The organism is Chryseobacterium oncorhynchi (assembly GCF_002899895.1).
Lineage (GTDB): Bacteria > Bacteroidota > Bacteroidia > Flavobacteriales > Weeksellaceae > Chryseobacterium > Chryseobacterium oncorhynchi.
Genome location: NZ_PPEI02000005.1, coordinates 34,101 through 56,415, shown reverse-complemented (window position 1 = coordinate 56,415; position 22,315 = coordinate 34,101). Strand labels below are relative to the sequence as shown.

The window sequence follows — 22,315 nt, the reverse complement described above, 5'->3', positions numbered from 1 at the left end:
ATATTAATAATTTAGATAATGGTCAATTTAGAATGGTATCGTACTTTTAAAGCCATATATAAAACTGGAACATTGACAGGAGCTGCAGATTCATTGTTTATTTCACAGCCCGGAGTAAGCCTGCATTTAAGTTCTCTGGAAGCGTATGTAGGATATAAACTGTTTGATAGAACTGGCCGGAAGATGATTCCCACAGAAAGAGGAAAAGTATTGTTCAATGCAGTTGCTGAACCTATTACCAAACTGGAAGATGTAGAGAAAAATTTTCAGAAGTCTACAGAAAAACATACGCCAACCATTAGTGTGGGGATGTGTTTTGAAACTTTTCAGACGACTTTGGAACAGTATGTTTCTACTTTACCTTTTAACCTGATTATCAGTTTTGGAGAATATCCTGAGATGCTGGATCAACTGGATAAAGGAATTCTTGATCTTATCATCACTCCAAAAAAAGGATCGTCACCGAATATAGAACACGAGGCATTTTCTTCCGAACAAATCATTCTGGTAGGTGGAAAGGATGTTGATACCAATAGTTTCAATAAAGTTTTAAAAACAAGGGATGCAGAGCAGATCGAAGAATGGCTGAAGAATGAAAAATGGTATGGAACCACCGGAGATATGGAGCATCTTTTCCAGTTTTGGACCCTAAATTTTGGTCATAAACCTAATTTCCGCCCGAATTATATCGTCCCGAATTTAAATTCTATCATCCGTTGTCTGAAAGGAGGAGCCGGACTGGCTGTTGTTCCTGATTTTTTATGCAAGAATGAAATAGAAAGCGGAAATGTGAAACTGATTTGGGAGGGTAAGAAAAAACTGGAAAATACTCTGTATTTCGGTTGTAGGAAAAAAACAAATTATCAATCAGAAATAGATCATATTAAAGAGCTATTCCGAAAGGTAATGGGTAAGTAAAACCATATCCCGCATCTGTAATCCGTTTTCATAAATAGGTGTGGGATAGTTTTCTATGAAAAAATCTTTGCGTATTCCGGTCTTTACAAAGCCATTTTTTTCATAAAACCTGATCTGTTGGAAGCCAGTATCTGAAGTTCCCACCGTAAGGAGTTTATACTTGTTTTCATGGGCAATTTCCTTAGCCTTATTGATTAAAATGCTTCCAATTCCTTTACTTCTATAGCTTTCAATAACGGCAATGTTTTTAAGTTCCAGCTCAGCATCATTATTTTTATGCAATGCCATGACGGCAATATTTTCAGTTCCGTCATGTAAAAGATAGATATCGGAGCTGAAAATATATTGATTAATGGCTTCGGTGGTTTCGTCAGCTAACAATAGTAATTTATAAGGAATTTCCGAATCCTTGGCGATTTTATTAAATGTAAATTGTTCCATTTACAGACTCATATGAATAAGTGGATAGTCTTTTCCTGAACCATCTTTCTCAGACCTTCCTATCTTTTTGAATCCCATTTTTTCATAAAACCCAATGGCCTGAGGGTTTTGTTCATTAACATCTACTTTGGTAAGACCGGTCTTCTCTTTCATAAACTGATAAAGTTCTTTTCCATAGCCTTTTCCGCGAGTATCGTTGTGAATGAAAAGCATCTCCAGGTTTCCGTCAGCCACAGAGGCAAAACCCTTGGCGTCATCATTTTCAGTAATCAAATAAACCTCCAGATTTGGCAGGTAATCTCTTGGAATAGCTTCCTTGAAATAATTAAAGTCTTCTTCAGCAAGAAAATCGTGTGTTGCCTTTACAGCAGATTCCCAAATTTCCATAATTCTTGGATAATCTTCTGCATTAGCGAGTCTGATTGGGTGTGACATGATTTGAAATTTATACAAAAATAGGAAAATAGAGATTATTAGTGGGATGTTAGAAACATGTTTTATATCGGTTGATTTGAGTGTAAATTGTTTAAAACGCGAAAGCGCAAAGAATTTAAAATAACATACTGCTTTTAAGACACAAGAAAATCGAAGATTTTAAGCGAGACTTGGGCTTTTTAATTATTTCAATAGGAAGTAGCAGAATTCAATTTTATCAGAAATAAAATCCTTGCGCCTTTGCGTTTTTCAACAGCATTTAAAAGCTTATTAAATAACATTTTTTAACAAAAAACAGTAAAATTGGTAAGTCGTAGTTCCGATTTTTTGTAGCAAATTTGTGTAATCACTTTATATTAATAATTAAAATAAAGATTTATGCAAAAGAAAACCTATACAGGACAACCTGTAGTAACTTTAAATAATGGAGTTGACATTCCTGCTTTAGGCTTTGGAGTTTGGCAGATGGAAGACCTGAAAGAATGTGAGAATGCAGTCATTAAAGCTATCCAAACCGGATACAGAATGATTGATACTGCTGCCATTTATCAGAATGAAACGGCTGTAGGAACTGCCGTGAAAAATAGCGGTGTAGATAGAGATGAATTATTCATCACTTCTAAGGTTTGGGTTCAGGATCATGGTTATGAAAAAGCAAAGAGTGCATTCCAGAGAACATTGAACAGATTGCAGATGGATTATCTTGATATGTATCTTATTCATTGGCCTTACGGAGATTTCCTGGGAACATGGAAAGCTTTAGAAGAGTTGTACAAAGAGGGGAAAATTAAGGCAATTGGGGTGTGTAATTTCACCGTTGAGAAGTTAGAGGAATTAAAAGCTAATTCAACAGTTTTACCGGTAATCAATCAGATTGAACTGCATCCGGTATTCCAGCAAAAAGAATTACAAGTATACGACAGAGAAAATAATATTATTACTCAACCGTGGAGCCCGCTTGGAAACGGAAATGCTAATCTTTTAAGCAATACAGAACTAAAAGCCATTGCTGAAAAGTATAATAAAACCGTAGCTCAGGTGATTTTAAGATGGCATCTGCAGGAAGGTTTTGTGGTAATCCCAAAGTCTGTGACTCCATCCAGAATTGAAGAAAACTTTAATGTATTTGATTTTGAACTGACAGAAGATGAAATGAATGTTGTTCGTTCTTTAGATACAGGAAAGAGATTGTTCTTTGATCCTAAAGATCCTGAATGGGAGCAGAAGATGCTGAATGCTGTAGCAGATATCTAGCAGCTTAATGTGGATTTATACTAAAAGATTCGATGAAGATAAAAATATGGTCACTTTAAACAGTGACTATATTTTTTCGTATTCTCAATATGATGGTTTTTGTGAAAGACTTTTAGCTGCTGAATTATTAATTGATCATGATTTTAACTTCATTTTTCAGATGAGCCCTTTTGATTATGAGAAAATAAAAACAAATAACGCGGATTTTTTAAATATCAAGCTTGGATAAAATAAGTGATATCGGAGTGAGTAATATCATATCCTATTGATACTGAACGATTCATATTTTTTGTACCTTTTTAATTAAAATTATTCTTATGTTTTGGCCGGATACAATCAGTAAAAAATTAGGAATACAATATCCTTTAATTCAGGCTCCGATGTTTGGTGTGAGTACTCCACAAATGACGGCTGCTGCATCAAATGCAAACTGTTTAGGATCACTGGCTTTGGGTGATCTCTCAGCAGATGAATCTATTAAGCTGATCAGGGAAACAAAAACTCTTACGGATAAACCGTTTGCTGTCAATATTTTTGTACATCAGATTCCCGAGATAACCGATACTTTAAAAGATCAATTTGCGAAAACTAAGCAATTTCTTGAGCAATTGGCTAAGGTAAATAATATTGAAGTTAATCTTCCCGATCTTGAAAACATCAGGATAAGAAGTTATCATGAGCAGGTAGAGTCAATAATTGAAGAGGGTTGTAAGATTCTGAGTTTTACTTTTGGAAATCTTGATGATGAAAGTATTCAAAAGCTAAAAGAAAATAGAGTGGTGCTTATTGGTACATGCACTTCAGTAAAAGAGGCTTTAATTTTAGAAAAATCAGGAATTGATATCATTTGTGTACAAGGAACAGAAGCTGGTGGACACCGAGGTACCTTTGATCCTGACCATGTTTTGCAGATTGGAGGCCTGTCTTTATTGTCGCAGGTTTATGATCATGTCAATGTTCCATTAATCTATGCTGGCGGAATTTATAATGCAAAAACTTTGTGTGCGGTAAAAGACCTTGGAGCAAAGGGTTTTCAGGTGGGAAATCTTTTGCTGGCATCCAAGGAAAGTTCTTTACAGCCTTTTGAAAAAGAGAGACTTAGAAAGGTTAAAGAAGATGAAATTATTTTAACGAAAAGCTTTTCAGGACGATATGCCAGAGGGGTTAGAAATAAGTACATTGAGGTTGTTGAAGATACAGAATATATTTTACCCTATCCTTATCAGAATAAATTGACAAATGGGTTACGTAAGGCGGCTAAAGATCAGCAAAATATAGATTTTGTAGGGCTTTGGGCGGGGCAGTCTATTCATGATTACAGTGAATTATCCACAGAGGAGATTCTGAGAAACCTCATAGATCTATCTGAGGAGAACGAGATAAAATCAGTATGATGTTGAGCATACTTCAAACCTATTTTGTAAGTATTAAAGAAAATAAAAATTCCTTTCAGCTACTGAAAGGAATTTTGTTTGTATGTAGAAATTTGACATGAAAGCTCTCATTATCAAATTTTCAAGTTAATTTATTTCGTAAGATCCAGTCCTCCAAAGTTTCCTGAGCTCATCATCAGATAAACCCCATTCGTTTTATCTAATGTATTCCAATAGGCATGTAGATCCTCAGCATTAGTGAAAACTCTTAAATTTTCATTCTTGAATTTTTCCTTAATGAATTCCGGAGAAATTGGTTCCATTCTTTTGATTTTTAAAGCATCTTCAGAATAGAATACGATAGCTTCCTCTAAACCATCCATTGCATGGTCATATTGCTCTAAAAAGATAGGATTTAAGCTTGAATACGTATGAAGTTCAAGGAAACCGTACTTCTTTTCATTCTTAAACTGTTCCTTGAATGCTTTTACAGCAGCCTTTACCTTACTTGGTGCATGGGCAAAGTCTTTATAAAGTGTTCCTTTATCTTCTCTTTCAACCTTTTCAAGACGCTTGGAAGCTCCTTTAAAGCTCATGATTGCTTCATAGAAATCCTCATCCATAATTCCCAGTTGACGGCAGATATGTCTTGCTCCTTCAAGATTCAACAGGTTGTGCGCTCCAAAAACAGAAAGAGGAACATCTCCCATTTCAGTTTTTAAGTATACTTTTCCATTGTTGATCTCATATTCAGGTGTTTTATAAGGAATTTTTCTGAAGTAATTTTCAGCATTTTCCACCACCTTTACCACTTCAGGATCTTCTTCATTATATACTAAAACTCCTCCTGCAGTAATGCTGGCTACAAATTTTCTGAACTGTTCAATATAATCATCAAACGTTTTGAAAACATTGATATGATCCCATGCTATACCGCTCATTAAAGCAATATTCGGTTGATACAGCAAAAACTTAGAGCGCAGGTCAATAGGAGAGGAAAGGTATTCATCCCCTTCCAGTACCATGAAATCATTATCCTGTGTTAGTTTTACCATACAGTCAAAACCTTCCAATTGCGCTCCTACCATAAAATCTACATCTTTCTGGTGGAAGTTTAATACGTGAAGAATCATTGAGGTAATGGTAGTTTTACCATGTGAACCTGCAATAACAACTCTGGTTTTATTCTTTGACTGCTCGTATAGGAATTCAGGATAGGAATATATCTTTAATCCCAGTTCCTTTGCTCTTGCCAACTCAGGATTGTCCTGATGAGCATGCATTCCAAGGATGACAGCATCAATATCTGACGTGATCTTTTCGGGGAACCAGCCCATTTCCTGGGGAAGTATTTCCTTTTTTTCCAGTCTGGATCTTGAGGGTTCAAAAATAGCATCATCTGAACCTGTAACCTGATATCCTTTATCTTTTAATGCAATGGCAAGATTGTGCATGGCGCTCCCGCCAATGGCAATGAAGTGGGTTTTCAATTGTAATTACTGTTTTTTAACATTAGTATTAATGATCTGCTGGAAAGCCTCAAGAATGTTGTTCCAGTTTGTCTGATAGTTTGGAATAATCATGCTGGCATCTGTTTTACTGCCTTCATTCGGACCTTTCTTCACATTAATAGAAGTTGAAACATTATCGTAAAGTTTTTTACGGTCTTCCTGTATTCTTCTGAAATTATTTTGGGAAAGAACCTGATCCAGTTTCTTCAAATCCTCATTAGAGATTTTAAAGTCTTCTTTATGTTTTTTTCCCTGGCCTTCAAAAGAATAATGAACGTTATTCCCTTTGATAAGCAAGTTTTCATATACAGGAGCATAACCTCCACTCTTCGAATAACTGATGTCAAAATCCGAATATACCTTTTGGCTATTACATGAAACGAGTACTATGATGGCGAATAAAATTCCAATTATTCTGTTCATAATTTTAATTATTTGAGTCCTTTTGTTCTAATTTTTTAGCTTTAAGTTCTTCATCATAATTGTGTAGTAGATTGAAGTCTTCAGTCTGCTCAATGGCAGTCATGATCTTCAATAGAATTTCTGGTGCTTTTTCATTATCGTAATCAATATCCAGAGGGGCCTTGAATTCCATCGTAGGTTTTACACCGGTTACCTTTACGCGGAGTCCTTTTTTATCAAATGCTCTTCTGAAACCGTTAATCTTAATCGGAATAACAATAGGGCGCTGGTTTTTTACCAATTTGGCGGTACCTCTTCGTCCTTGTGCAAAGGCAGAGGTTGTTCCCTGTGGGAAAGTGGCTACCCAGCCATTGTCCAGTGCTTTCATGATATTATCTACCTCGCTCATGTCTACCATTCTGTTGACATTTTTTCCCTCAGCTCTCCAAGTCCTTTTTACCGTAACGGCACCGGCTATTTTGAAGATTTTAGGAAGAATACCTTTATTCATGGTTTCCTCAGCAGCTACGTAGTAAAAATCGATCTTTGGATTCAACAGGTAGATTGGATTTTTGATTGTATTCAGATATCCGTTATTCACAGCACAGAAAGCATGATACATGGCTGCTACATCTGCAAAATAAGTTTGATGGTTACATACAAACAGTACGTTAGAGTCCGGAAGATCCACAAGGTGTTCTGTACCGGTTATTTTTAACTTATTAAAGCCGTTGAATCTTCTGTATGATACAACTCCTAAAATAAAAATAATAAACCTTTTCAAAAAATAAGGTGTTCCGAATGCATCGGTGAAAATATTTTTCTTCGCCATCTCTCAATTAAACACGGTTGTGCAAAGTTACATTTTTTTCAGCAACTGGCTGAATTCACTTAATATCATTGCTGTAGCACCCCAGATAATATATCCATTGAAGTTAATTACTGGAACTTCATGTCCTCCCGCACTTGGAAGTGCCATAATTTCAGGGGTATCCGACAGATTTAAAAAGGATGTGATAGGGAACTCGATAGATTCTACGGCTTCACTCTGTTGTAGAATAAATTCAGGATTTTTTTTAGTGTATGAAATATAAGGATATACGTAGAAATTGCTTGGTGGAACATAGATGGGAGACATTTCCCTGATAATCCGGACATAATGTTTGTCTATCCCGATTTCTTCAGAGGTTTCCCGAACAGCTGTTTCAGCAAAGTCCCTGTCCATTTCCTCGCGCTTTCCGCCAGGTAATGAGATCTGCCCGCTATGTCTGTCGTGTTCATTAATCGTTCTTTGGATCAGTGGAAAATACCATTCGTTGTCCCTTAAATATAATACAATGTTGACTGCAGCAAACTTGGGATTTTTTGCCAGCACTTCATCATAGGTGAAAACGGGACGAGAGGGAGGTGAGAATACTCCGTGGGCGTGTTCACCAGGAAGCTCTACACTTTTTATTTTCCTTAATAAATCTTTTCCAAAATTTTCCATAGCTCAAATTTAACAATATATTCTTGAAGAAATAGGGGCCTTAACATTAATTAACCAATGTAATGGGTAGGATTGGAAGATTAGAGCATTGAGATGAATCTCATGTTGAATGAAACTTTGTTGTCAATAATAACAGATCGTATAAATATCAACAGTGAATTTTTGTTTCGCAAAGTGAATGTTGAATCAGTATATAATAAAAAATTGAGGATTGGAGAGAATTGATGATCCATTGCTGACTTCCCATTCGGGTAATCAACACCGTGTTTTTACGTAACTGAAATCCATGACTTCCCCAAAACCATAAATGGTGACTTTAGAAACTGTATATGGTGATTTTTAGAATTTACACTTTGATGGTGGTTTTTCACATTGGAGCAGAGTATACCTTTGTCATACTATTAACCAATTAATTTTTAATAAAATGAAAAATTTACTTGCAGGTGTGTTTACACTAATCGCCATGAGTTTCAGCTTCGCTCAATTTAATATTGACGTAACTACTCAAACTGGAAACTTGAATACAGCTACTGTAGACCAAACAGGTCTTTTGAACATTAATTCCTTAACACAAACAGGGAATCGTAATACTGCAGATATTGATCAGGTAGGTATCTTAAATATGAATACTGCAGTAAGTACCGGAAACAGAAACTCAATAGACGTGGATCAGATTGGTATTGCCAACTCAAATAATGTAAACCAACTGGGAAACAGAAACTCTGCTTCAACTTGGCAGCTTGGGGTTCTTAACTCTACAGATCAAACTCAGATCGGAAGAAGAAATAATGCATCTTCAATACAGATAGGTTTAGGTAACTCCGTAGTTCAGTATCAGGACGGAAGAAGAAATGATGCTTCTGCAATCCAATTAGGAACTGGTAACTCTGCTTTCCAAGTTCAATTAGGAAGAAGAAATGAAGCAGACGGACTTCAGGTGGGATCTAACAACTTCCTTGTTCAGTATCAGGATGGTAATGATAACGTTGCAAACCATACTCAATTTGGTAGCAATAACGTTGCCGCTGTTGTTCAGGTTGGAGATGATAACACTGCCGTAGGAGTACAGGTTGGTAACGCTAACCAATTATACCAATTTCAATTAGGAGATTCCAATACAGCTATTGACTTACAGATGGGTAATGGTAACTTTAGCTGGATCACTCAAACTGGTGATTCTCACTTCCATCTAGGAACTCAGGTAGGTAATGGAAACTCAATGATTGTGAATCAATCCAATTAGGCCCTTTTTATACTGTAAATCTTTAAAAATAAGGAGGAACTACAGGGTGGTTTCTCCTTTTTTGGCTTACTGCCAAAAATATCACCGGAAACAGTGATTTTACATCAGTACCTACTGGGCGTGTTTTTTTCAATTCTCTATTAATGTACCTTTAATTAAAATAAAATGCCATGTTTAACTTAAGATGGAGCATTCTAGCTCTAATTGCGTTATTGCCATTGCATGCTCAGGAAATCGACTGGGATAAGGTGAATAGTAATACAGTCTTCAATCTTATAACCAGACAGACTATTGATCAGAGCTCCTATTATTCCGATATCATTCAGGTGGGGAATAATAATAATGCCGAGCTTTCTCTTAATGCAAGAACTAATATTACTGTAAAACAGTTGGGAGACTACAATGCTCTTTTTTTTATCAATTCATTTACAGATAAAGAAACCCAAACTGCCATTACTGCTCAAGGAAGTAATAATATTATTGATATTACGGGAAGCAACAGTATTTCTGATGGAATTCAGATCAATGTAAAGGGAGACAATAAAACAGTTTTCATGAGAAATTATTAAAACACAAGTGATGAAACTTTTATATTCCCTGAGTCTGAGCACTTTTTTTATCGTCCTGTCTGTATTGGCTTATGGACAGGAGGATAAAAAAGTAACCGCTAAAATCCAGAGCAGTGTTCTGGAAAATCAGATTAAGCTCAAAGCGGTTGTAATGAATAATACTGCTGTCTACAAAGAACTGAACTACCTTTTGATATCCATAAAAAAAGGAAACGGAGGAAATCTTTCCAACAATCAGCAAAGTGGTAAATTTTCTGTAAATCCCAATGAGGTAAAGGTTTTATCTGAGTTTAGTGTAAACCTTGATTCTAAAGATGCTCTGAAAGCTTTTCTGTATATCAGAGATGAAGAAACCCGAACGTTAGTGGCTAAGGATAGTCTGGAACTCAACAGTGATCTTTTTAAAAAGAAAATAGCCAAGATAGAAGATGATGTGGTTTATGAGTTGAAAGGTCTTACCATTGATGAAACCAAAACCAAGGTTGGAAAAGACTTTTATGATATGTTTTACATGCAGTACAGCCAGCTTCCGGAAAAAAGCAGCAGCGCCGTTACCATTTCTGAACTTCCCCTCCGTGGAACAAGCGGTCAAATCAATATCCAGATTGATGATAAAGTTATCTACAGTTTCATGAGCAATCCGGGAGAAGATTATCTAAAGGAACAACTGACATTCAGTTTAAAATATATCAAAGAATTTAACGCAAAGAAAAACCTTATTAAAAATGAATTTATCTACTAAAAACGTCCGCCATGAAAACATTAATCATTATTTTAATCTTTATTGCGGGTATTTTCTACGGAAAATCTCAACAGCTCGTTTATAAACCCGTAAATCCTGCATTCGGAGGAGATACTTTTAATTACCAGTGGCTATTAAGCTCTGCAAACGCACAAAACCCATTTGATGAAAAAACCGATTATAGTAAATTACTTGATCGTGTAAATTCTCTTGACAGTTTTACTCAAAGTCTCAACAGGCAGATTCTAAGTGAACTTTCAAGAAAACTGTTTGAAGATCAGTTCGGAGAAGGAAGTATAAAACCAGGTAACTACCTCTTCGGATCACTTTATTTACAGATTACCAACACGAATCAGGGACTTTTGATCAATATTTTGGATACCAGTACAGGCGATCAGTCCGAGATCGTAATTCCAAAATAAAAAATAAACTTAAAAACCAAACTTACCATGAGAACTTACATTTACACCAGAATTTTTTTCTGTAGTTTTCTGCTATGTATTATGCAGGCTTGTAGTTCTATCTTTGGCTTACCTTCAGATCCCGAAAAGCCAACGATGGGAGAGGTGACTTCTTCTACAGAAGAATTAAAGAATCTTCCTTTACCAAAAGAAAAAGTAGTAATAGGAGTCTACAAATTCAGAGATCAGACAGGCCAGTATAAGCCGTCAGAAAACGGAAACAACTGGAGTACCGCAGTGCCACAAGGAACTACTACCATACTCATAAAGGCACTAGAAGACAGCCGATGGTTTATCCCTATTGAAAGGGAAAATATCGCAAATCTACTCAATGAAAGACAGATCATCAGATCCACACGTCAGGAATACATAAAGGATGCAGATAAAAGCAGCCAGGCACTTCCACCACTTCTATATGCCGGAATTCTTCTGGAAGGTGGAGTTATTTCCTATGATAGTAATATTTTGACAGGAGGCCTAGGGGCCAGATACTTCGGAATCGGTGCTTCCACACAATACCGTCAGGATAGAATTACTATTTACCTCCGTGCTGTCTCCACACTCAATGGAGAAATCCTTAAAACTGTTTATACTTCCAAAACCATTCTTTCAACCAGCGTAAACGGTAGCGTTTTCCGATATGTAGATACGGAAAGACTCTTAGAGGGTGAAGTGGGATTTACCCAAAATGAACCCGTTCAGCTTGCCGTAACTGAAGCTATTGAAAAAGCCGTGAAATCTCTTATTATAGAAGGGATTCAGGATAAGATATGGGGAAAAGCCATTGAAGACAGAAGTTATCAAGCTCTGATTAATGAATATAAGAAAGAACAAGAGCATAATGATGGAAGAGTCATTGGAAATAGATTCCCGGATAATTACAGACAGAAAGTATCCGTATTTGCCAATGTAGAAGCACAGAAAGTAAAAGATGACTATGTAAATCCTAAGATGAATATAGGAGGAAAAGCCGGGGTTAAATACTTTCTTAATCCCAATTTCAATATAGAAATTAGTGGCAATTATTTTACATTGGAAAATGAAAATATTGTAAAAAGAAACTACTTCGGTCCAGAAGTAAATCTGGAATACCTGCTTTTTCCTAAGTATAAATTCAGTCCATACATTTATGGTGGGGCAGGAGCCTTATATTCTCAATACAAACCTCAGTACAAAGGACAGTTTGGAGGAGGACTTGAATATATGTTTAGTCCTAATGTTTCTCTGAGAGCTTCCGCACAATATGACCTTGGCTTCAAGGATGATTGGGAAGGTCTTGTGAACGGAAAAAGAAAAGATCAGGCCTTACGCTTTGCTCTGGGAATCAATTTTTACTTAGGAAACAAATAAAAACACCAATTATGAAAACTTTAATAAAAATACTCAGCATATTCATCCTTGCCTTTTGTCTGTTTTCATGTAGTGAAGACCTTGTAGAACAGGCTCAAACAGGAATATTAAAAGGAAAAGTAGTGAAAAGAGGCAGTAATACGCCACTTGCCAATGTAAAAATCTTTACAAACCCTACCACACAGACGGTTTTCAGTGGTACCGACGGTTCTTTTGAAATCGCAGCTATGCCGGTAGGGAATTACTCCGTAAAAGCAGAACTTTCAGGATATATCACAAGCTTTCAGTCTGTTAATATGCAGAATCAAAATCAGACGGTGACCGTGGTATTTGAGATGGATGATGATGAATCTCTGAATTCTCCGCCCACAACACCGCAACTGCTAAGTCCGATAGATAATGCAGTAAATCAACCGTTAAGCGTTGAGCTGACTTGGAGCGCAACAGATCCCGATACAGCAGATGTTTTAAAGTACAGTTTGACAATTAAAAATAATCTTGACACTAATGTGATTCAGGTTAATGATTTGAAAGCTAATCATTATACGCTTTCAAATTTGAAGTTTGGTGTAAGTTACTTCTGGCAGGTGTCTGTTTCGGACGACATTCACCAGCCAGTTTTAAGCTTGATCGGTAAATTTACCACCAATACGGTTCCTGCAAACAGGTATCATTATGTACAAAAACAAAATGGTAATTTTGTGATCATTTCCAGCGATGATGCAGGCAATCATTTTCAGTTTACAGATTCATCCTACAACAGCTGGAGACCAAGGAAAAATAACAATGCCGGTCTTATAGCATTTCTTCGAACAGAAGGAGGAAGCACGCATATTTACACAGCCAATCCTGACGGTTCCAATCCTTTTAAAGTAACAACCGTTCCGGTCGCCGGATTCAATAATTTTGAGATGGATTTTGCTTGGAGTACCAACGGTAAAGAAATTATTTATTCAAACTTTAATAAACTGTATAGGATCAATAAAGACGGTAGTGGCCTTACATTGGTATATACCACGCCTGACGGAAGTTTGATCTCCGAATGTGACTGGAGTTATGATGGAAGTAAAATTGCTCTGAAAACCAATGATTACAATGGCTATAATACTAAGGTGTACGTTATAGATACCACAGGAAATGTTCTTAAAACAGTATTGTCCGGGTCATTGGGAGCCAGTGGAGGGCTTAATTTCTCTGTAGACGGACAGCTTCTCCTGTTTACCAAAGATATATCAGGATATCAGGATGCAAGTGGAAATTACCGCCAGCTGGATTCTCATATTTTCATCTATAATCTAAGCACGGATGCCCTTTATGATATTTCTGCGGAAAGCGAAAAAGTAATGGGAACAAATGATCTTGATCCAAGATTCTCGCCAAATAATGCACAGGTGATCTTTATGAATACTTCCAACGATAATATTTCACAAAGAAATGTAATGGTAGTCAACCTGAGCAGTAGTATGACAGATCTTACACGTTCTGCACTTTTCAGTAATGGTGAGATGCCGGATTATGAGTAATGACATTGGCTAAAACAAGACATTAATTCGTGGTTTGTACTGCGAAATATAAGGTAAAAAGGATAAGATTTCGGGATGTAAAATATAATTCATGATTAAAGTTTTAAAGGTATATTTCTTATTACCATCCGAGATCTTATTCTTTATTATCTATCATATCTGTAAGAATTAATAATCAGTTTTGCCTGACTTTTTATTAATGGAATTTGGGAAATAGGCAAAAAAATTCCAGACCGCGAGATCTGGAATTTTTAGGTTAATTATTTGGTGGTTTTCAATTAGTCGATAATATGGTTCTCAATAGCATATTTCACGACTCCTACAGTGTTTTTTACGTTGAGTTTCAAAAGAATTTTTTTTCGATGTGTTTCTACCGTATTGATGCTTATAAATAGTTTTTCAGAGATATCTTTACTGCTGAAGCCGTCACAGATAAGTTTAAGAATTTCCATCTCACGACGGGTGAGGGGATCTCTTATGTGAATACTTCTTTTTTCATGTTCATTGCTGATAAAGCTGATCATTCTTTCTTTGGCATGATCACAGATGTAAATTTCGTTGAGAAGTAAGGCATTAATGGACTTTAAAAACTCATCATATTTGCAGTTTTTATCAAGATAACTTTTTATGCCTTTGTTGAAAAGTTTACGAATATCAATTACATCATAGCAATTTCCAATGATAATTATTTTAATGTTATGATTTTCGGAGGTTATATTTTCTACAGATTTGTAAAGTTCTGTAAGCATTAGCATGTTTGAACTCATCACAAGAATTTCAGGAGGTTCATCTTTTAAATGCTTTGAAAGAATTTCTAATGAATTACAGATATCTATTGCGTTGAAAATTTTGCTTTGGGTCAGCAATTTCGACAGGCCTTCAGTATACAACATTGGCTCGTCAAAAATGGTTAGTCTTGGTTTCATCATGGTTAGTTTTGTTTATATAAAAATATAAAAAAAACTTCATATTTTAAACAAAATCGACATATATTTTCATTTTTTAATACATATATTGATAGTAAAGTGTTATTTTTGTTGATTATTCATTAATATAATTCTCTTTTTGTTGATTTGTAATGTGGTAATTTAGAGTTATTGTATTAATATTGCTTATTTGATCGGTGTTTAGATGCTGTTGTTTTTGTTAATTAAATTATTTAACTAACACGATAGGGATATGTTTTACCGGAAAATTAACTGAGTTGGCGATAAAACAAAATTCATTAGCTTTATGATGCAACTGTTCTGCTTTTTCTATCATTGATCTTTCCGATACCGTAACTTTTGGGTGTAAAGTAACTTCTGTAAAGTGGCCGCTTCCATTAGATGTTTCTGCCATGATTCCGGTAGCTTCATCTATATAATCTGTGACAATAATACCTGCTTCAGAGCAGAAATGGAGGTACCAAAGCATATGACATGAGGAAAGTGAAGAAAGAAACATTTCTTCAGGATTATACTTTGTCTGATCTCCTCGGAATGATGGGTCAGACGATCCTTCAATGCTAATTTTATGCTCCACAGAAATAATATGACTTCTTTCGTAATCTTTGTAGCTGCTGGTTCCGGTTCCTTTATTTCCTGTCCACTGAATGGTAGTTTTGTAATAGTGTTCTTTGTTCATATTAATTAAAATAAAAAAGTATCTGCTAAAATTAGCAAATACTTAAAAAAAAAAATCAAATATCAAGTTTATTAGTTCTTGATAAGTTTTTTGGTTGTGCTATTTCCTTTTTCAAAGGTGACTTTAGCCATATAAACGCCTTTAGGTAAGTCAGAAATAGAAATGGTATTGTCTTTTAGAGTTTTTAAAATCTTTCCGTCAAGAGCATAGATTTCAATTTTGCTTACTTTTTCTTTTGATTGATAAACTAAGGTTTGCTTAATTGGGTTTTCAAAAGAAATATCATTATTAATCTTTGTAATATCAGTTGTTGATAAAGTAGCGTTTGTAAACAGATACTTTACAATGTGTCCGTTTCCTCTTATAATGATATTGTCATTATTAATAAAGATTTCCTCCACATCAGAATCTGTTTGTAAATAATCGTTAAAAATAGGATCTACTGAACCATTTTGAGTGAGTTTTGAAATTAAATTAGTTGAATTGCCTGCTCCTCCGAGATAGTAAGATCCTTCTTTTTCGGCAATACTTTGAATCCATGCACCTCCATTTAATCCGGAATTTGTATTTACATTATAGTTAAATGTATTATCAAGGTTTCCATCTGGGTTTATTCTTAAAAGTTTATCCTCTGAGCTCAGGGAGAATAGTATTTTATTATTACTATCTACAAATACAGCGCTAGTACTGCCGTATCCATATCCGTTAGCATCTAATAATGATACTATGCCATTGTTTCCAAAAGTTGTTATTGGTTGCCCATTTGAATTAAATTTTTGAATAAAACCGCTGTTACTACTGAAACAGATAATATTAGATTGATTGTCCATGCGTACAAATGTTCTGCCTGCAGGACTTCCTTGTGTGGTTACATAACCATTGTTTCCGAAAGTATTATCCAAACTTCCATTGGTAGTAAGTCTGAGAATTATATGCTGACTCTGATTGTTTTCTGCATATTTGATAGCATGAACCAGTATTTTGTCATTCTGTAAAATAATTCCATAGGAAGCGTAGTTTTGATCAGTAACAAGAGAAGGTATAACCACAGTACCATTTGTCCCAAAAGAGTTGTCTAATTGCCCATTAGAAAGTATTCTTGATATTGCAGCAGCTTCTGTATTCGTAAAACCGAAAACAACTAATTTTCCATCTGATTGTATTTTAGCTTCATTCAGGTAACTATTATTAGGTAATTGAACTTTTCCGTTGTTTCCGAAAGTTTGATCTAAAGTTCCGTTGGCTGTAAGTTTTGATACATAAGATTCAGTGACATTGATTCCATTGCCAATATTCTCATTATGTGTAAAATAAATTTGATTGTTAGAATTTTGAGCCATTGACCAGGTAAGGTTTCCGGGCATTGTAGCTATCCCATTGGTAGCAAAAGTTGGATCTTTAGAAATAATCTGAGCAGAAATATTCTGGATCACCAGAATAGCCAGTAATAAAATTTTTTTCACTTGTTTGAGTTTTTAAAATGTGTTTTAAAAAAAGCTGTGGATAATTTTAATTTTTCTCAGCACTTTTTTGCAAATATAATAAAAAAACCTCCAGTAAAACTAGAGGTTTGAATTTTGTCTTAATTAGAGAATTCTATTAATTCTTCTTTTTTAGCATTGTAGATTTTGTATTCCAGATATTTGAAAGAATCTCTTGGAACGATGGTTACCCATTTTTTGTATTTGATAAACCATTTCATTTGGATACTTTTGATGCCTTTTGTCAAATAGGCTTCTACAAATGGGTGTACATGCAGATAAATTTTTCCTTTTTCTTTCTGCAAAATATTTCTTAAGGTTTCACCCATTCTTTCCACGATAACAATTGGAGCTACAATTTCTCCATCTTTGTTCGGGTTTTCTTCTTTGGTTTCGATCTGTTTTTCCGGACGGTTTCTTTGTCTGGTAATCTGGATCAGACCGAATTTACTTGGAGGAAGAATTTTGTGACGTGCTTTGTCACGCTTCATTTCCTCTTTTAGATGTTCATAAAGATCTCTTCTGTGATCGGAATTGATCATGTCGATGAAGTCAATCACAATGATGCCTCCCATATCACGGAGGCGAAGCTGTCTGGCAATCTCAGTGGCTGCCATTTTATTCACCTTTAAGGCGTGTTCTTTATTAACAGCAGTTCCGGTGGTAATGTTATTTCCGGAGTTGACATCAACAACATGAAGTGCTTCTGTGTGTTCAATAACAAGATAAGCGCCTTTAGAACTTGGAATGTTTACGTGCTTTCCGAAGCTCTGTTTAAGCTGTTTTTCAACATTGTAATATTCCAGGAGTGGAATATGGGAATCATAAAACTGGACAATATTTTTCTTTTCAGGAGCAATTACTTCAACGTAATTGGTCATTTCATGTACCATCTGCTCATCATCGCAAATGATATTCACAAAATCCTGATTAAAATTGTCCCTTAAAATAGCTGAAGCTTTGTCTTCTTCGCTTAAAACTTTGGACGGAACTTTATTTCTCTGGATATTTTTAAAAGTGCTTTCCCATTTTTGAATCAGCTGATTCATATCATTATGTAGGTCAGCAACCTTTTTTCCTTCGGCTACAGTTCTAATGATAACTCCAAAACCTTCAGGTTTGATACTGTCTATAAGAGTTCTCAATCTTTCCTTTTCCTCAGAACTTCTGATTTTCTTGGAAATGGAAACCTTATTGTCGAATGGAATTAAAACCAAAAAACGGCCTGTAAGTGAAATTTGGGTAGAAATTCTGGGTCCTTTTGTAGAAATAGGCTCCTTAGTGATTTGTAGCAGGACGATATCATCCTTTGCTATTACTTTTTCTACCGTTCCGTTTTTGTCTATTTCGGGTTGTATCTCGAAATTCTTTAAGCTTGAAGTGCTTTGTTTTTTAGAAATAGTATCTCTTAAAAACTTTCTGTAGGTAAGATACTGTGGTCCTAGATCCTGATAATGTAGAAATGCATCCTTGTCATATCCAATATTTACGAATGCTGCATTCAGGTTGGGTGCCAGCTTTTTTACTTTTCCTATAAACAGATCTCCAACTATAAAATCGCTTTTGTCCTCTTGCTCATGAAGTTCACATAGTCTTCCGTCTTCCAGCAGTGCAATCTTTGTAAGATCATCTTCATGCGAAACTATTAGTTCTTTCTTCATTTTGTTATAAGATAAAATTGTTAAGATTTTAGGGAATTGGGGGTGTTCATGATTAATTCATCTATTAAATATAAGGATTTTGAATGAAAACCATTATATTTTTATTAAAATAATATTTGAAACCGTCCATTTTCCGCGGAATCTTATAGTTGCAAACAAAAATATAGTCGGTGAACTTTAAAAACTTAAAATCACCAACTATATTATTATATTTTGAATCTCGATAAGAAGAGATTATTTTTTCTTATGTCTGTTTGCTCTTCTTCTTTTCTTTCTTTTGTGTGTTGCAACCTTGTGTCTTTTTCTTTTCTTTCCGCTTGGCATAATTTTAATTTTTTAGTAACTAGTTAATATTCAGTTAATGTTCTTATTTTACTGCAACTTTCGTTTTTACTTTCTCTACAAATGATTTTGAAGGTTTGAAAGCAGGAATGTTATGAGCAGGAATCTCAATTGCAGTGTTCTTAGAAATATTTCTTCCTGTTTTAGCAGCTCTTGTTTTAATGATAAAAGAACCAAAACCTCTCAGATAAACGTTATCCCCATTATACATAGAAGTTCTGATCTCCTGCATAAAAGCTTCTACAACTTTCTGTGTCTCATTCTTTTCTGTTCCCAACTTATTTGAGATGGTGTTTACCAATTCTGCCTTTGTCATTTCCTTATTTTAATTTTAAATTTTAGGTGTGCAAATTTAGTTAAAAAAATTGAATACTAGCAAATTAGTGGCAAAATATTTTTCTCCAGATCGTTCAGTTTTCAATGTATACACTATGTTAACGTGAATTGGAGATAATTTAATAATAAAATAATATGAATGTATATCAATGTTAAAATTTAAAGGAATAATCCTGAAAAAAAGTTAGCAAACCACTTACTACAAGGGTATTCCGTACTTCTTACCAATGAAAAATTCAAAAATAAAATTTAAAATCTTTTTACATACTAGAATTATAATATCCATTTTCTACACAGAATCGAATAAGGTGAAGTTTTGTTTTCAATCCCAGCTTTTCTGTAAGCCGATTGATGTAGGTATCAATGGTTCTTGTACTCAGATTCAGTTTTTCTGCAATTTCTTTATTACTGAACCCTTCATAGCAAAATCTCATCAGCTGTATTTCCGATGATGATAGTTCTTCTTGCCCCTTTTTCTGCCTGTCCATGTATTCCTGTACAGCTAACGGTTGTTGCTCCCATTCCTTGGAATAGGCTGCGTAATCGAACTCGTCAGAAGCTATACTTCCCTTAATTATATCCTTAATGGTATTACTTTTCTTCTGGCAATAGTATATATTGGGAATTTTCGAAAGAATTTCAGCCATGTCTTCCTGATAAGTCCCCGAATAGGTGACAATAGGAGTTTCTGCGTTATTTTTTCTAATGTACTTAATGGCTTCAATTCCACTCAATACTGGCATAAATAGCTCAATAACGAAAACATCTTCCTGTCTTCTGTAGATTCTGTTCACAAGCTCGTGACCATTGTTACAGTCATTCAGAAGCATGTAGAAAGGATTCTCCATAAGGGTTTTGATCATTATTTTTTTAAAATAAAAATCACTGTCTGCTATTGAGAAACGCACGGTATTAGATAATATTTTACTCATTCTTAATATCGATTTGGCGAATGATATTTAAAATTCAGAGGCCTAATTTATGAAAAACTTATTAAAGTGGAAATTAATATTAGTTTAATCAGGGATTTCACGAAAACAGCGTGGGGAAAATACGTATTGTGCATAAAATTTTTTTTTTATATTTTCACAGGCCAAACAAATCGCAAATATATGTCTTCGAACAGGGAAAAAAAATTGAACAAATCTGACGTCAGAACGGGCATTTGGAAGTTTATTCTTTCTTTTGCTGTATTGTCTGTGGTATCCTTTGGTTGTCTGTACCTCTTTTTTAAAAGCTACGATATACAACGAGAAGGGATCAGCAGGGAAGCAGAAAATTATATGGAACTGATGCGCCGCAGTGACTTACTGAAAACTCATGTAGATAATATTTATGACCGTATGACTCAGCTTGATATGAACAAGGTGCAGAATGACGTATTTCTCAGAACCAATATCATGGATAACGTGAGAGATGCTAAAAATATTATGGGGAAAGACAGTACGGGGAACTTCAAACACTATGCTGTTTTAATGAAACAGATTGAACCTATGATCAATTTGAAAACTAAGATTATAGGAGTAGAATATAAAAAGAAAACTGTTTTAAGAGATCTGGAAGAGTGTATGGGGAAAGTAGGAAGGGCTAATAATGAGCTTAGAAAAGACTATACAAGAAATTTTACAGGAGGTAAAAGAAAATAAAAATAAAGGATATGCAAGGACACATTACATTATCTAAGAAAGAAAGGCATTATCAGTTTTTTTATTTAATACTGATGCTTGTAACTGCCATGTTATTTTTGGGAGTTATCTTTTTAAAAGGATTTGAATCTCCATTTTCTGATGAAGACGTAAGAGGTATTCACAATCTTGAACAAAAAGCAGAATTTGATCAACATCAGAAAGTTGTTCTGCCAATCATGGACAGTACTTATACCATGATTACCAAGCTTACAGATGAAGCGCCACAGCCTTTTGTGGAAAACAATATCTTTGTAGGGGTTAATGATCTTAACAATTACTTTAAAAGCTATGATATTGTTGACACCCGAAAAGACGCCTATCCACAGATTGCTAAATTCTATAAAATGTATTTTGAAGACAAAAAAATAATTTCAACTACTTCAGATGATATCAAGAGATTTGAAAAGCAGGTGGAAGAATGCAGAATTGGCTTCAAAGATAAGCAGGATAAGATTTATCAGCGTAAAAGTGCTCTAAAGGCACGTACGCAGTAATTCAGTAATGAATATAGGAACTATAAATAAAACATATCACAATTATTAACTATGAATTATTTTCAAAAGAACAAAAAGAACATTATTATCGGTGTTATTGCAACATTGCTCATTGCAGCCCTTGTTGCACTTTGGCTGCAGAAAAAGGTAATCCACTCTGCTGATGATATTGTTGGGGTAGTTTATCCATCTGCATTGTCGGTAGGGGATACACTTTTATTTGAAGATAAAACCCAGTTTGCAAAATCCAAGAGATGGAATTTTGGAGACGGTACAACTTCTGATAAAAATAGTGGAATCCACTTTTATAATAAACCGGGGTATTACCAGGTAAGTTTGATCGTTGACAACAAGTACACTAAATCTTTCCCGGTAATGGTATCGGCAAGAAGCGTGAAGCAATCCAAAGACAGCGTAAAATCAAAAACAATCATTGAGGCACCGGTAGAAGCTATGCTGAATGAAAATGTACAGTTCCGTGCTGTTTCTGATGCTACACAGTTTGCATGGAAGTTTGGAGAAACGGGTAATACAGATTCTAAAGAGAAACTAGCTATTTATTCCTATAAAAAAGCGGGAGATTATGTGGTTACTTTGTACACAGAAGAAAGCCAGGAGCCTATTTACCACCGTATCAAGATTAAACCTATTTATAACCCTCTTGAAGAAGAGGAAATATCTGTAGAAGATTCTTATGCGAAAATTGATAATGACTTTAAATACCACCTACAGCAGATTGCCAACGGAAACAGTTTCAACATGCATTACAATTACCTGTTGAAAACTTATCTGTGTAACAATGAAAATACAGTGGTAAAGGTAAATGACAACAAAGTAAACAACTTTTACATGTATTGTGCAGGTCTTCAGTTTGATAAAAACATGGTGATCCAAACTGTAAAAGTGAATTTTGATGATACACAAAACTGTGTAACAAAAGTAGATATAAACCAAAGCAAATAATACCGTCCAGTCT

At 35.0% G+C, this 22,315-nt stretch carries 24 protein-coding genes; 12 read left to right on the top strand and 12 right to left on the bottom strand.

Features of this window, described 5'->3' with window-relative positions:
* The first annotated feature begins 18 nt into the window (after positions 1 to 18).
* Positions 19 to 918 carry a LysR family transcriptional regulator gene (locus C1638_RS16060; protein WP_109622636.1) on the top strand — a complete coding sequence of 300 codons (900 nt, stop codon included), beginning with the start codon at positions 19 to 21 and terminating at the stop codon, positions 916 to 918.
* Here the strand turns inward: C1638_RS16060 and C1638_RS16055 are convergent.
* Positions 892 to 1,359 carry a GNAT family N-acetyltransferase gene (locus C1638_RS16055; protein ID WP_109622634.1) on the bottom strand — a complete coding sequence of 156 codons (468 nt, stop codon included), beginning with the start codon at positions 1,357 to 1,359 and terminating at the stop codon, positions 892 to 894. The genes C1638_RS16060 and C1638_RS16055 overlap by 27 nt on opposite strands.
* Entirely contained in the window at positions 1,360 to 1,794 is a 435-nt protein-coding gene (locus C1638_RS16050; protein WP_109622632.1) for a GNAT family N-acetyltransferase, read from the bottom strand. It abuts the gene before it with no gap.
* Positions 1,795 to 2,172: 378 nt separating this feature from the next.
* Between C1638_RS16050 and C1638_RS16045 the strand changes: the two genes are divergently transcribed.
* Together C1638_RS16045 and C1638_RS16035 are read left to right on the top strand one after the other, a co-directional pair.
* Positions 2,173 to 3,048: an aldo/keto reductase gene (locus C1638_RS16045; RefSeq protein WP_109622630.1), complete on the top strand. Its 876-nt coding sequence runs from the start codon at positions 2,173 to 2,175 to the stop codon at positions 3,046 to 3,048.
* A 317-nt stretch (positions 3,049 to 3,365) separates the two neighbouring features.
* Positions 3,366 to 4,442: an NAD(P)H-dependent flavin oxidoreductase gene (locus C1638_RS16035; protein WP_109622626.1), complete on the top strand. Its 1,077-nt coding sequence runs from the start codon at positions 3,366 to 3,368 to the stop codon at positions 4,440 to 4,442.
* A gap of 131 nt (positions 4,443 to 4,573) precedes the next feature.
* On the opposite strand, the gene C1638_RS16030 is transcribed toward C1638_RS16035, so the two are convergent.
* From C1638_RS16030 to C1638_RS16015, 4 genes are read right to left on the bottom strand one after another with little or no spacing between them, the layout of a single operon-like run.
* Positions 4,574 to 5,911: a UDP-N-acetylmuramate--L-alanine ligase gene (locus C1638_RS16030; RefSeq protein WP_109622624.1), complete on the bottom strand. Its 1,338-nt coding sequence runs from the start codon at positions 5,909 to 5,911 to the stop codon at positions 4,574 to 4,576.
* A gap of 6 nt (positions 5,912 to 5,917) precedes the next feature.
* Positions 5,918 to 6,355, bottom strand: a complete 438-nt coding sequence (locus tag C1638_RS16025; protein ID WP_076356639.1) for a hypothetical protein — start codon at positions 6,353 to 6,355, stop codon at positions 5,918 to 5,920.
* 4 nt (positions 6,356 to 6,359) lie between these two features.
* Entirely contained in the window at positions 6,360 to 7,166 is an 807-nt protein-coding gene (locus tag C1638_RS16020) for a lysophospholipid acyltransferase family protein (RefSeq protein WP_109622622.1), read from the bottom strand.
* A 27-nt stretch (positions 7,167 to 7,193) separates the two neighbouring features.
* Positions 7,194 to 7,823, bottom strand: a complete 630-nt coding sequence (locus C1638_RS16015) for an NUDIX hydrolase (protein WP_076356641.1) — start codon at positions 7,821 to 7,823, stop codon at positions 7,194 to 7,196.
* A gap of 424 nt (positions 7,824 to 8,247) precedes the next feature.
* Between C1638_RS16015 and C1638_RS16010 the strand changes: the two genes are divergently transcribed.
* From C1638_RS16010 to C1638_RS15985, 6 genes are all read left to right on the top strand, one after another.
* Positions 8,248 to 9,066: a hypothetical protein gene (locus C1638_RS16010; RefSeq protein ID WP_109622620.1), complete on the top strand. Its 819-nt coding sequence runs from the start codon at positions 8,248 to 8,250 to the stop codon at positions 9,064 to 9,066.
* A gap of 170 nt (positions 9,067 to 9,236) precedes the next feature.
* Complete coding sequence (locus C1638_RS16005; RefSeq protein ID WP_109622618.1) at positions 9,237 to 9,635, top strand: hypothetical protein; 399 nt, start codon at positions 9,237 to 9,239, stop codon at positions 9,633 to 9,635.
* A 10-nt stretch (positions 9,636 to 9,645) separates the two neighbouring features.
* Positions 9,646 to 10,377, top strand: coding sequence for a CsgE family curli-type amyloid fiber assembly protein (locus C1638_RS16000; RefSeq protein WP_109622616.1), 732 nt, complete (start codon positions 9,646 to 9,648; stop codon positions 10,375 to 10,377).
* 11 nt (positions 10,378 to 10,388) lie between these two features.
* Complete coding sequence (locus C1638_RS15995) at positions 10,389 to 10,799, top strand: curli production assembly/transport component CsgF (RefSeq protein WP_109622614.1); 411 nt, start codon at positions 10,389 to 10,391, stop codon at positions 10,797 to 10,799.
* Positions 10,800 to 10,826: 27 nt separating this feature from the next.
* Positions 10,827 to 12,188 carry a CsgG/HfaB family protein gene (locus tag C1638_RS15990; RefSeq protein WP_109622612.1) on the top strand — a complete coding sequence of 454 codons (1,362 nt, stop codon included), beginning with the start codon at positions 10,827 to 10,829 and terminating at the stop codon, positions 12,186 to 12,188.
* Positions 12,189 to 12,199: 11 nt separating this feature from the next.
* A complete protein-coding gene (locus C1638_RS15985; RefSeq protein WP_109622610.1) occupies positions 12,200 to 13,711 on the top strand; it encodes a carboxypeptidase-like regulatory domain-containing protein in 1,512 nt (503 codons plus the stop codon).
* 278 nt (positions 13,712 to 13,989) lie between these two features.
* Here C1638_RS15985 and C1638_RS15980 read toward each other — a convergent pair whose 3' ends face one another.
* From C1638_RS15980 to C1638_RS15955, 6 genes are all read right to left on the bottom strand, one after another.
* Positions 13,990 to 14,637 (bottom strand): response regulator transcription factor, encoded by a 648-nt coding sequence (locus tag C1638_RS15980; protein ID WP_109623242.1) that lies wholly within the window; start codon positions 14,635 to 14,637, stop codon positions 13,990 to 13,992.
* Positions 14,638 to 14,866: 229 nt separating this feature from the next.
* A complete protein-coding gene (locus C1638_RS15975) occupies positions 14,867 to 15,337 on the bottom strand; it encodes an OsmC family protein (RefSeq protein ID WP_109622607.1) in 471 nt (156 codons plus the stop codon).
* Positions 15,338 to 15,408: 71 nt separating this feature from the next.
* Positions 15,409 to 16,800: a T9SS type A sorting domain-containing protein gene (locus C1638_RS15970; RefSeq protein WP_109622605.1), complete on the bottom strand. Its 1,392-nt coding sequence runs from the start codon at positions 16,798 to 16,800 to the stop codon at positions 15,409 to 15,411.
* 119 nt (positions 16,801 to 16,919) lie between these two features.
* A complete protein-coding gene (locus tag C1638_RS15965) occupies positions 16,920 to 18,479 on the bottom strand; it encodes an Rne/Rng family ribonuclease (protein ID WP_109622603.1) in 1,560 nt (519 codons plus the stop codon).
* A 367-nt stretch (positions 18,480 to 18,846) separates the two neighbouring features.
* Positions 18,847 to 19,137, bottom strand: a complete 291-nt coding sequence (locus tag C1638_RS15960; RefSeq protein ID WP_002984212.1) for an HU family DNA-binding protein — start codon at positions 19,135 to 19,137, stop codon at positions 18,847 to 18,849.
* 280 nt (positions 19,138 to 19,417) lie between these two features.
* On the bottom strand, positions 19,418 to 20,089 hold the full coding sequence (locus C1638_RS15955) for a response regulator transcription factor (RefSeq protein WP_106917161.1): 672 nt from the start codon (positions 20,087 to 20,089) through the stop codon (positions 19,418 to 19,420).
* 180 nt (positions 20,090 to 20,269) lie between these two features.
* Between C1638_RS15955 and tssO the strand changes: the two genes are divergently transcribed.
* From tssO to C1638_RS15940, 3 genes are read left to right on the top strand one after another with little or no spacing between them, the layout of a single operon-like run.
* Positions 20,270 to 20,803, top strand: a complete 534-nt coding sequence (tssO, locus tag C1638_RS15950) for a type VI secretion system TssO (RefSeq protein WP_109622601.1) — start codon at positions 20,270 to 20,272, stop codon at positions 20,801 to 20,803.
* An 11-nt stretch (positions 20,804 to 20,814) separates the two neighbouring features.
* The gene (locus C1638_RS15945; RefSeq protein WP_109622599.1) at positions 20,815 to 21,339 is read left to right on the top strand and encodes a type VI secretion system transmembrane protein TssO; all 525 of its coding nucleotides are present in this window, start codon (positions 20,815 to 20,817) and stop codon (positions 21,337 to 21,339) included.
* Between the two features lie 51 nt (positions 21,340 to 21,390).
* Positions 21,391 to 22,302: a PKD domain-containing protein gene (locus C1638_RS15940; RefSeq protein WP_109622597.1), complete on the top strand. Its 912-nt coding sequence runs from the start codon at positions 21,391 to 21,393 to the stop codon at positions 22,300 to 22,302.
* Positions 22,303 to 22,315 lie beyond the last annotated feature (13 nt).

Excerpts from the sequence above, each read along its gene's own strand:
- C1638_RS16060 (WP_109622636.1), top strand. The coding sequence starts at position 19 with ATGGTCAATTTAGAATGGTATCGTACTTTTAAAGCCATATATAAAACT.
- C1638_RS16055 (WP_109622634.1), bottom strand. The coding sequence starts at position 1,359 with ATGGAACAATTTACATTTAATAAAATCGCCAAGGATTCGGAAATTCCT.
- C1638_RS16050 (WP_109622632.1), bottom strand. The coding sequence starts at position 1,794 with ATGTCACACCCAATCAGACTCGCTAATGCAGAAGATTATCCAAGAATT.
- C1638_RS16045 (WP_109622630.1), top strand. The coding sequence starts at position 2,173 with ATGCAAAAGAAAACCTATACAGGACAACCTGTAGTAACTTTAAATAAT.
- C1638_RS16035 (WP_109622626.1), top strand. The coding sequence starts at position 3,366 with ATGTTTTGGCCGGATACAATCAGTAAAAAATTAGGAATACAATATCCT.
- C1638_RS16025 (WP_076356639.1), bottom strand. The coding sequence starts at position 6,355 with ATGAACAGAATAATTGGAATTTTATTCGCCATCATAGTACTCGTTTCA.
- C1638_RS16020 (WP_109622622.1), bottom strand. The coding sequence starts at position 7,166 with ATGGCGAAGAAAAATATTTTCACCGATGCATTCGGAACACCTTATTTT.
- C1638_RS16015 (WP_076356641.1), bottom strand. The coding sequence starts at position 7,823 with ATGGAAAATTTTGGAAAAGATTTATTAAGGAAAATAAAAAGTGTAGAG.
- C1638_RS16010 (WP_109622620.1), top strand. The coding sequence starts at position 8,248 with ATGAAAAATTTACTTGCAGGTGTGTTTACACTAATCGCCATGAGTTTC.
- C1638_RS16005 (WP_109622618.1), top strand. The coding sequence starts at position 9,237 with ATGTTTAACTTAAGATGGAGCATTCTAGCTCTAATTGCGTTATTGCCA.
- C1638_RS16000 (WP_109622616.1), top strand. The coding sequence starts at position 9,646 with ATGAAACTTTTATATTCCCTGAGTCTGAGCACTTTTTTTATCGTCCTG.
- C1638_RS15995 (WP_109622614.1), top strand. The coding sequence starts at position 10,389 with ATGAAAACATTAATCATTATTTTAATCTTTATTGCGGGTATTTTCTAC.
- C1638_RS15990 (WP_109622612.1), top strand. The coding sequence starts at position 10,827 with ATGAGAACTTACATTTACACCAGAATTTTTTTCTGTAGTTTTCTGCTA.
- C1638_RS15985 (WP_109622610.1), top strand. The coding sequence starts at position 12,200 with ATGAAAACTTTAATAAAAATACTCAGCATATTCATCCTTGCCTTTTGT.
- C1638_RS15980 (WP_109623242.1), bottom strand. The coding sequence starts at position 14,637 with ATGAAACCAAGACTAACCATTTTTGACGAGCCAATGTTGTATACTGAA.
- C1638_RS15975 (WP_109622607.1), bottom strand. The coding sequence starts at position 15,337 with ATGAACAAAGAACACTATTACAAAACTACCATTCAGTGGACAGGAAAT.
- C1638_RS15965 (WP_109622603.1), bottom strand. The coding sequence starts at position 18,479 with ATGAAGAAAGAACTAATAGTTTCGCATGAAGATGATCTTACAAAGATT.
- C1638_RS15960 (WP_002984212.1), bottom strand. The coding sequence starts at position 19,137 with ATGACAAAGGCAGAATTGGTAAACACCATCTCAAATAAGTTGGGAACA.
- C1638_RS15955 (WP_106917161.1), bottom strand. The coding sequence starts at position 20,089 with ATGAGTAAAATATTATCTAATACCGTGCGTTTCTCAATAGCAGACAGT.
- tssO (WP_109622601.1), top strand. The coding sequence starts at position 20,270 with ATGTCTTCGAACAGGGAAAAAAAATTGAACAAATCTGACGTCAGAACG.
- C1638_RS15945 (WP_109622599.1), top strand. The coding sequence starts at position 20,815 with ATGCAAGGACACATTACATTATCTAAGAAAGAAAGGCATTATCAGTTT.
- C1638_RS15940 (WP_109622597.1), top strand. The coding sequence starts at position 21,391 with ATGAATTATTTTCAAAAGAACAAAAAGAACATTATTATCGGTGTTATT.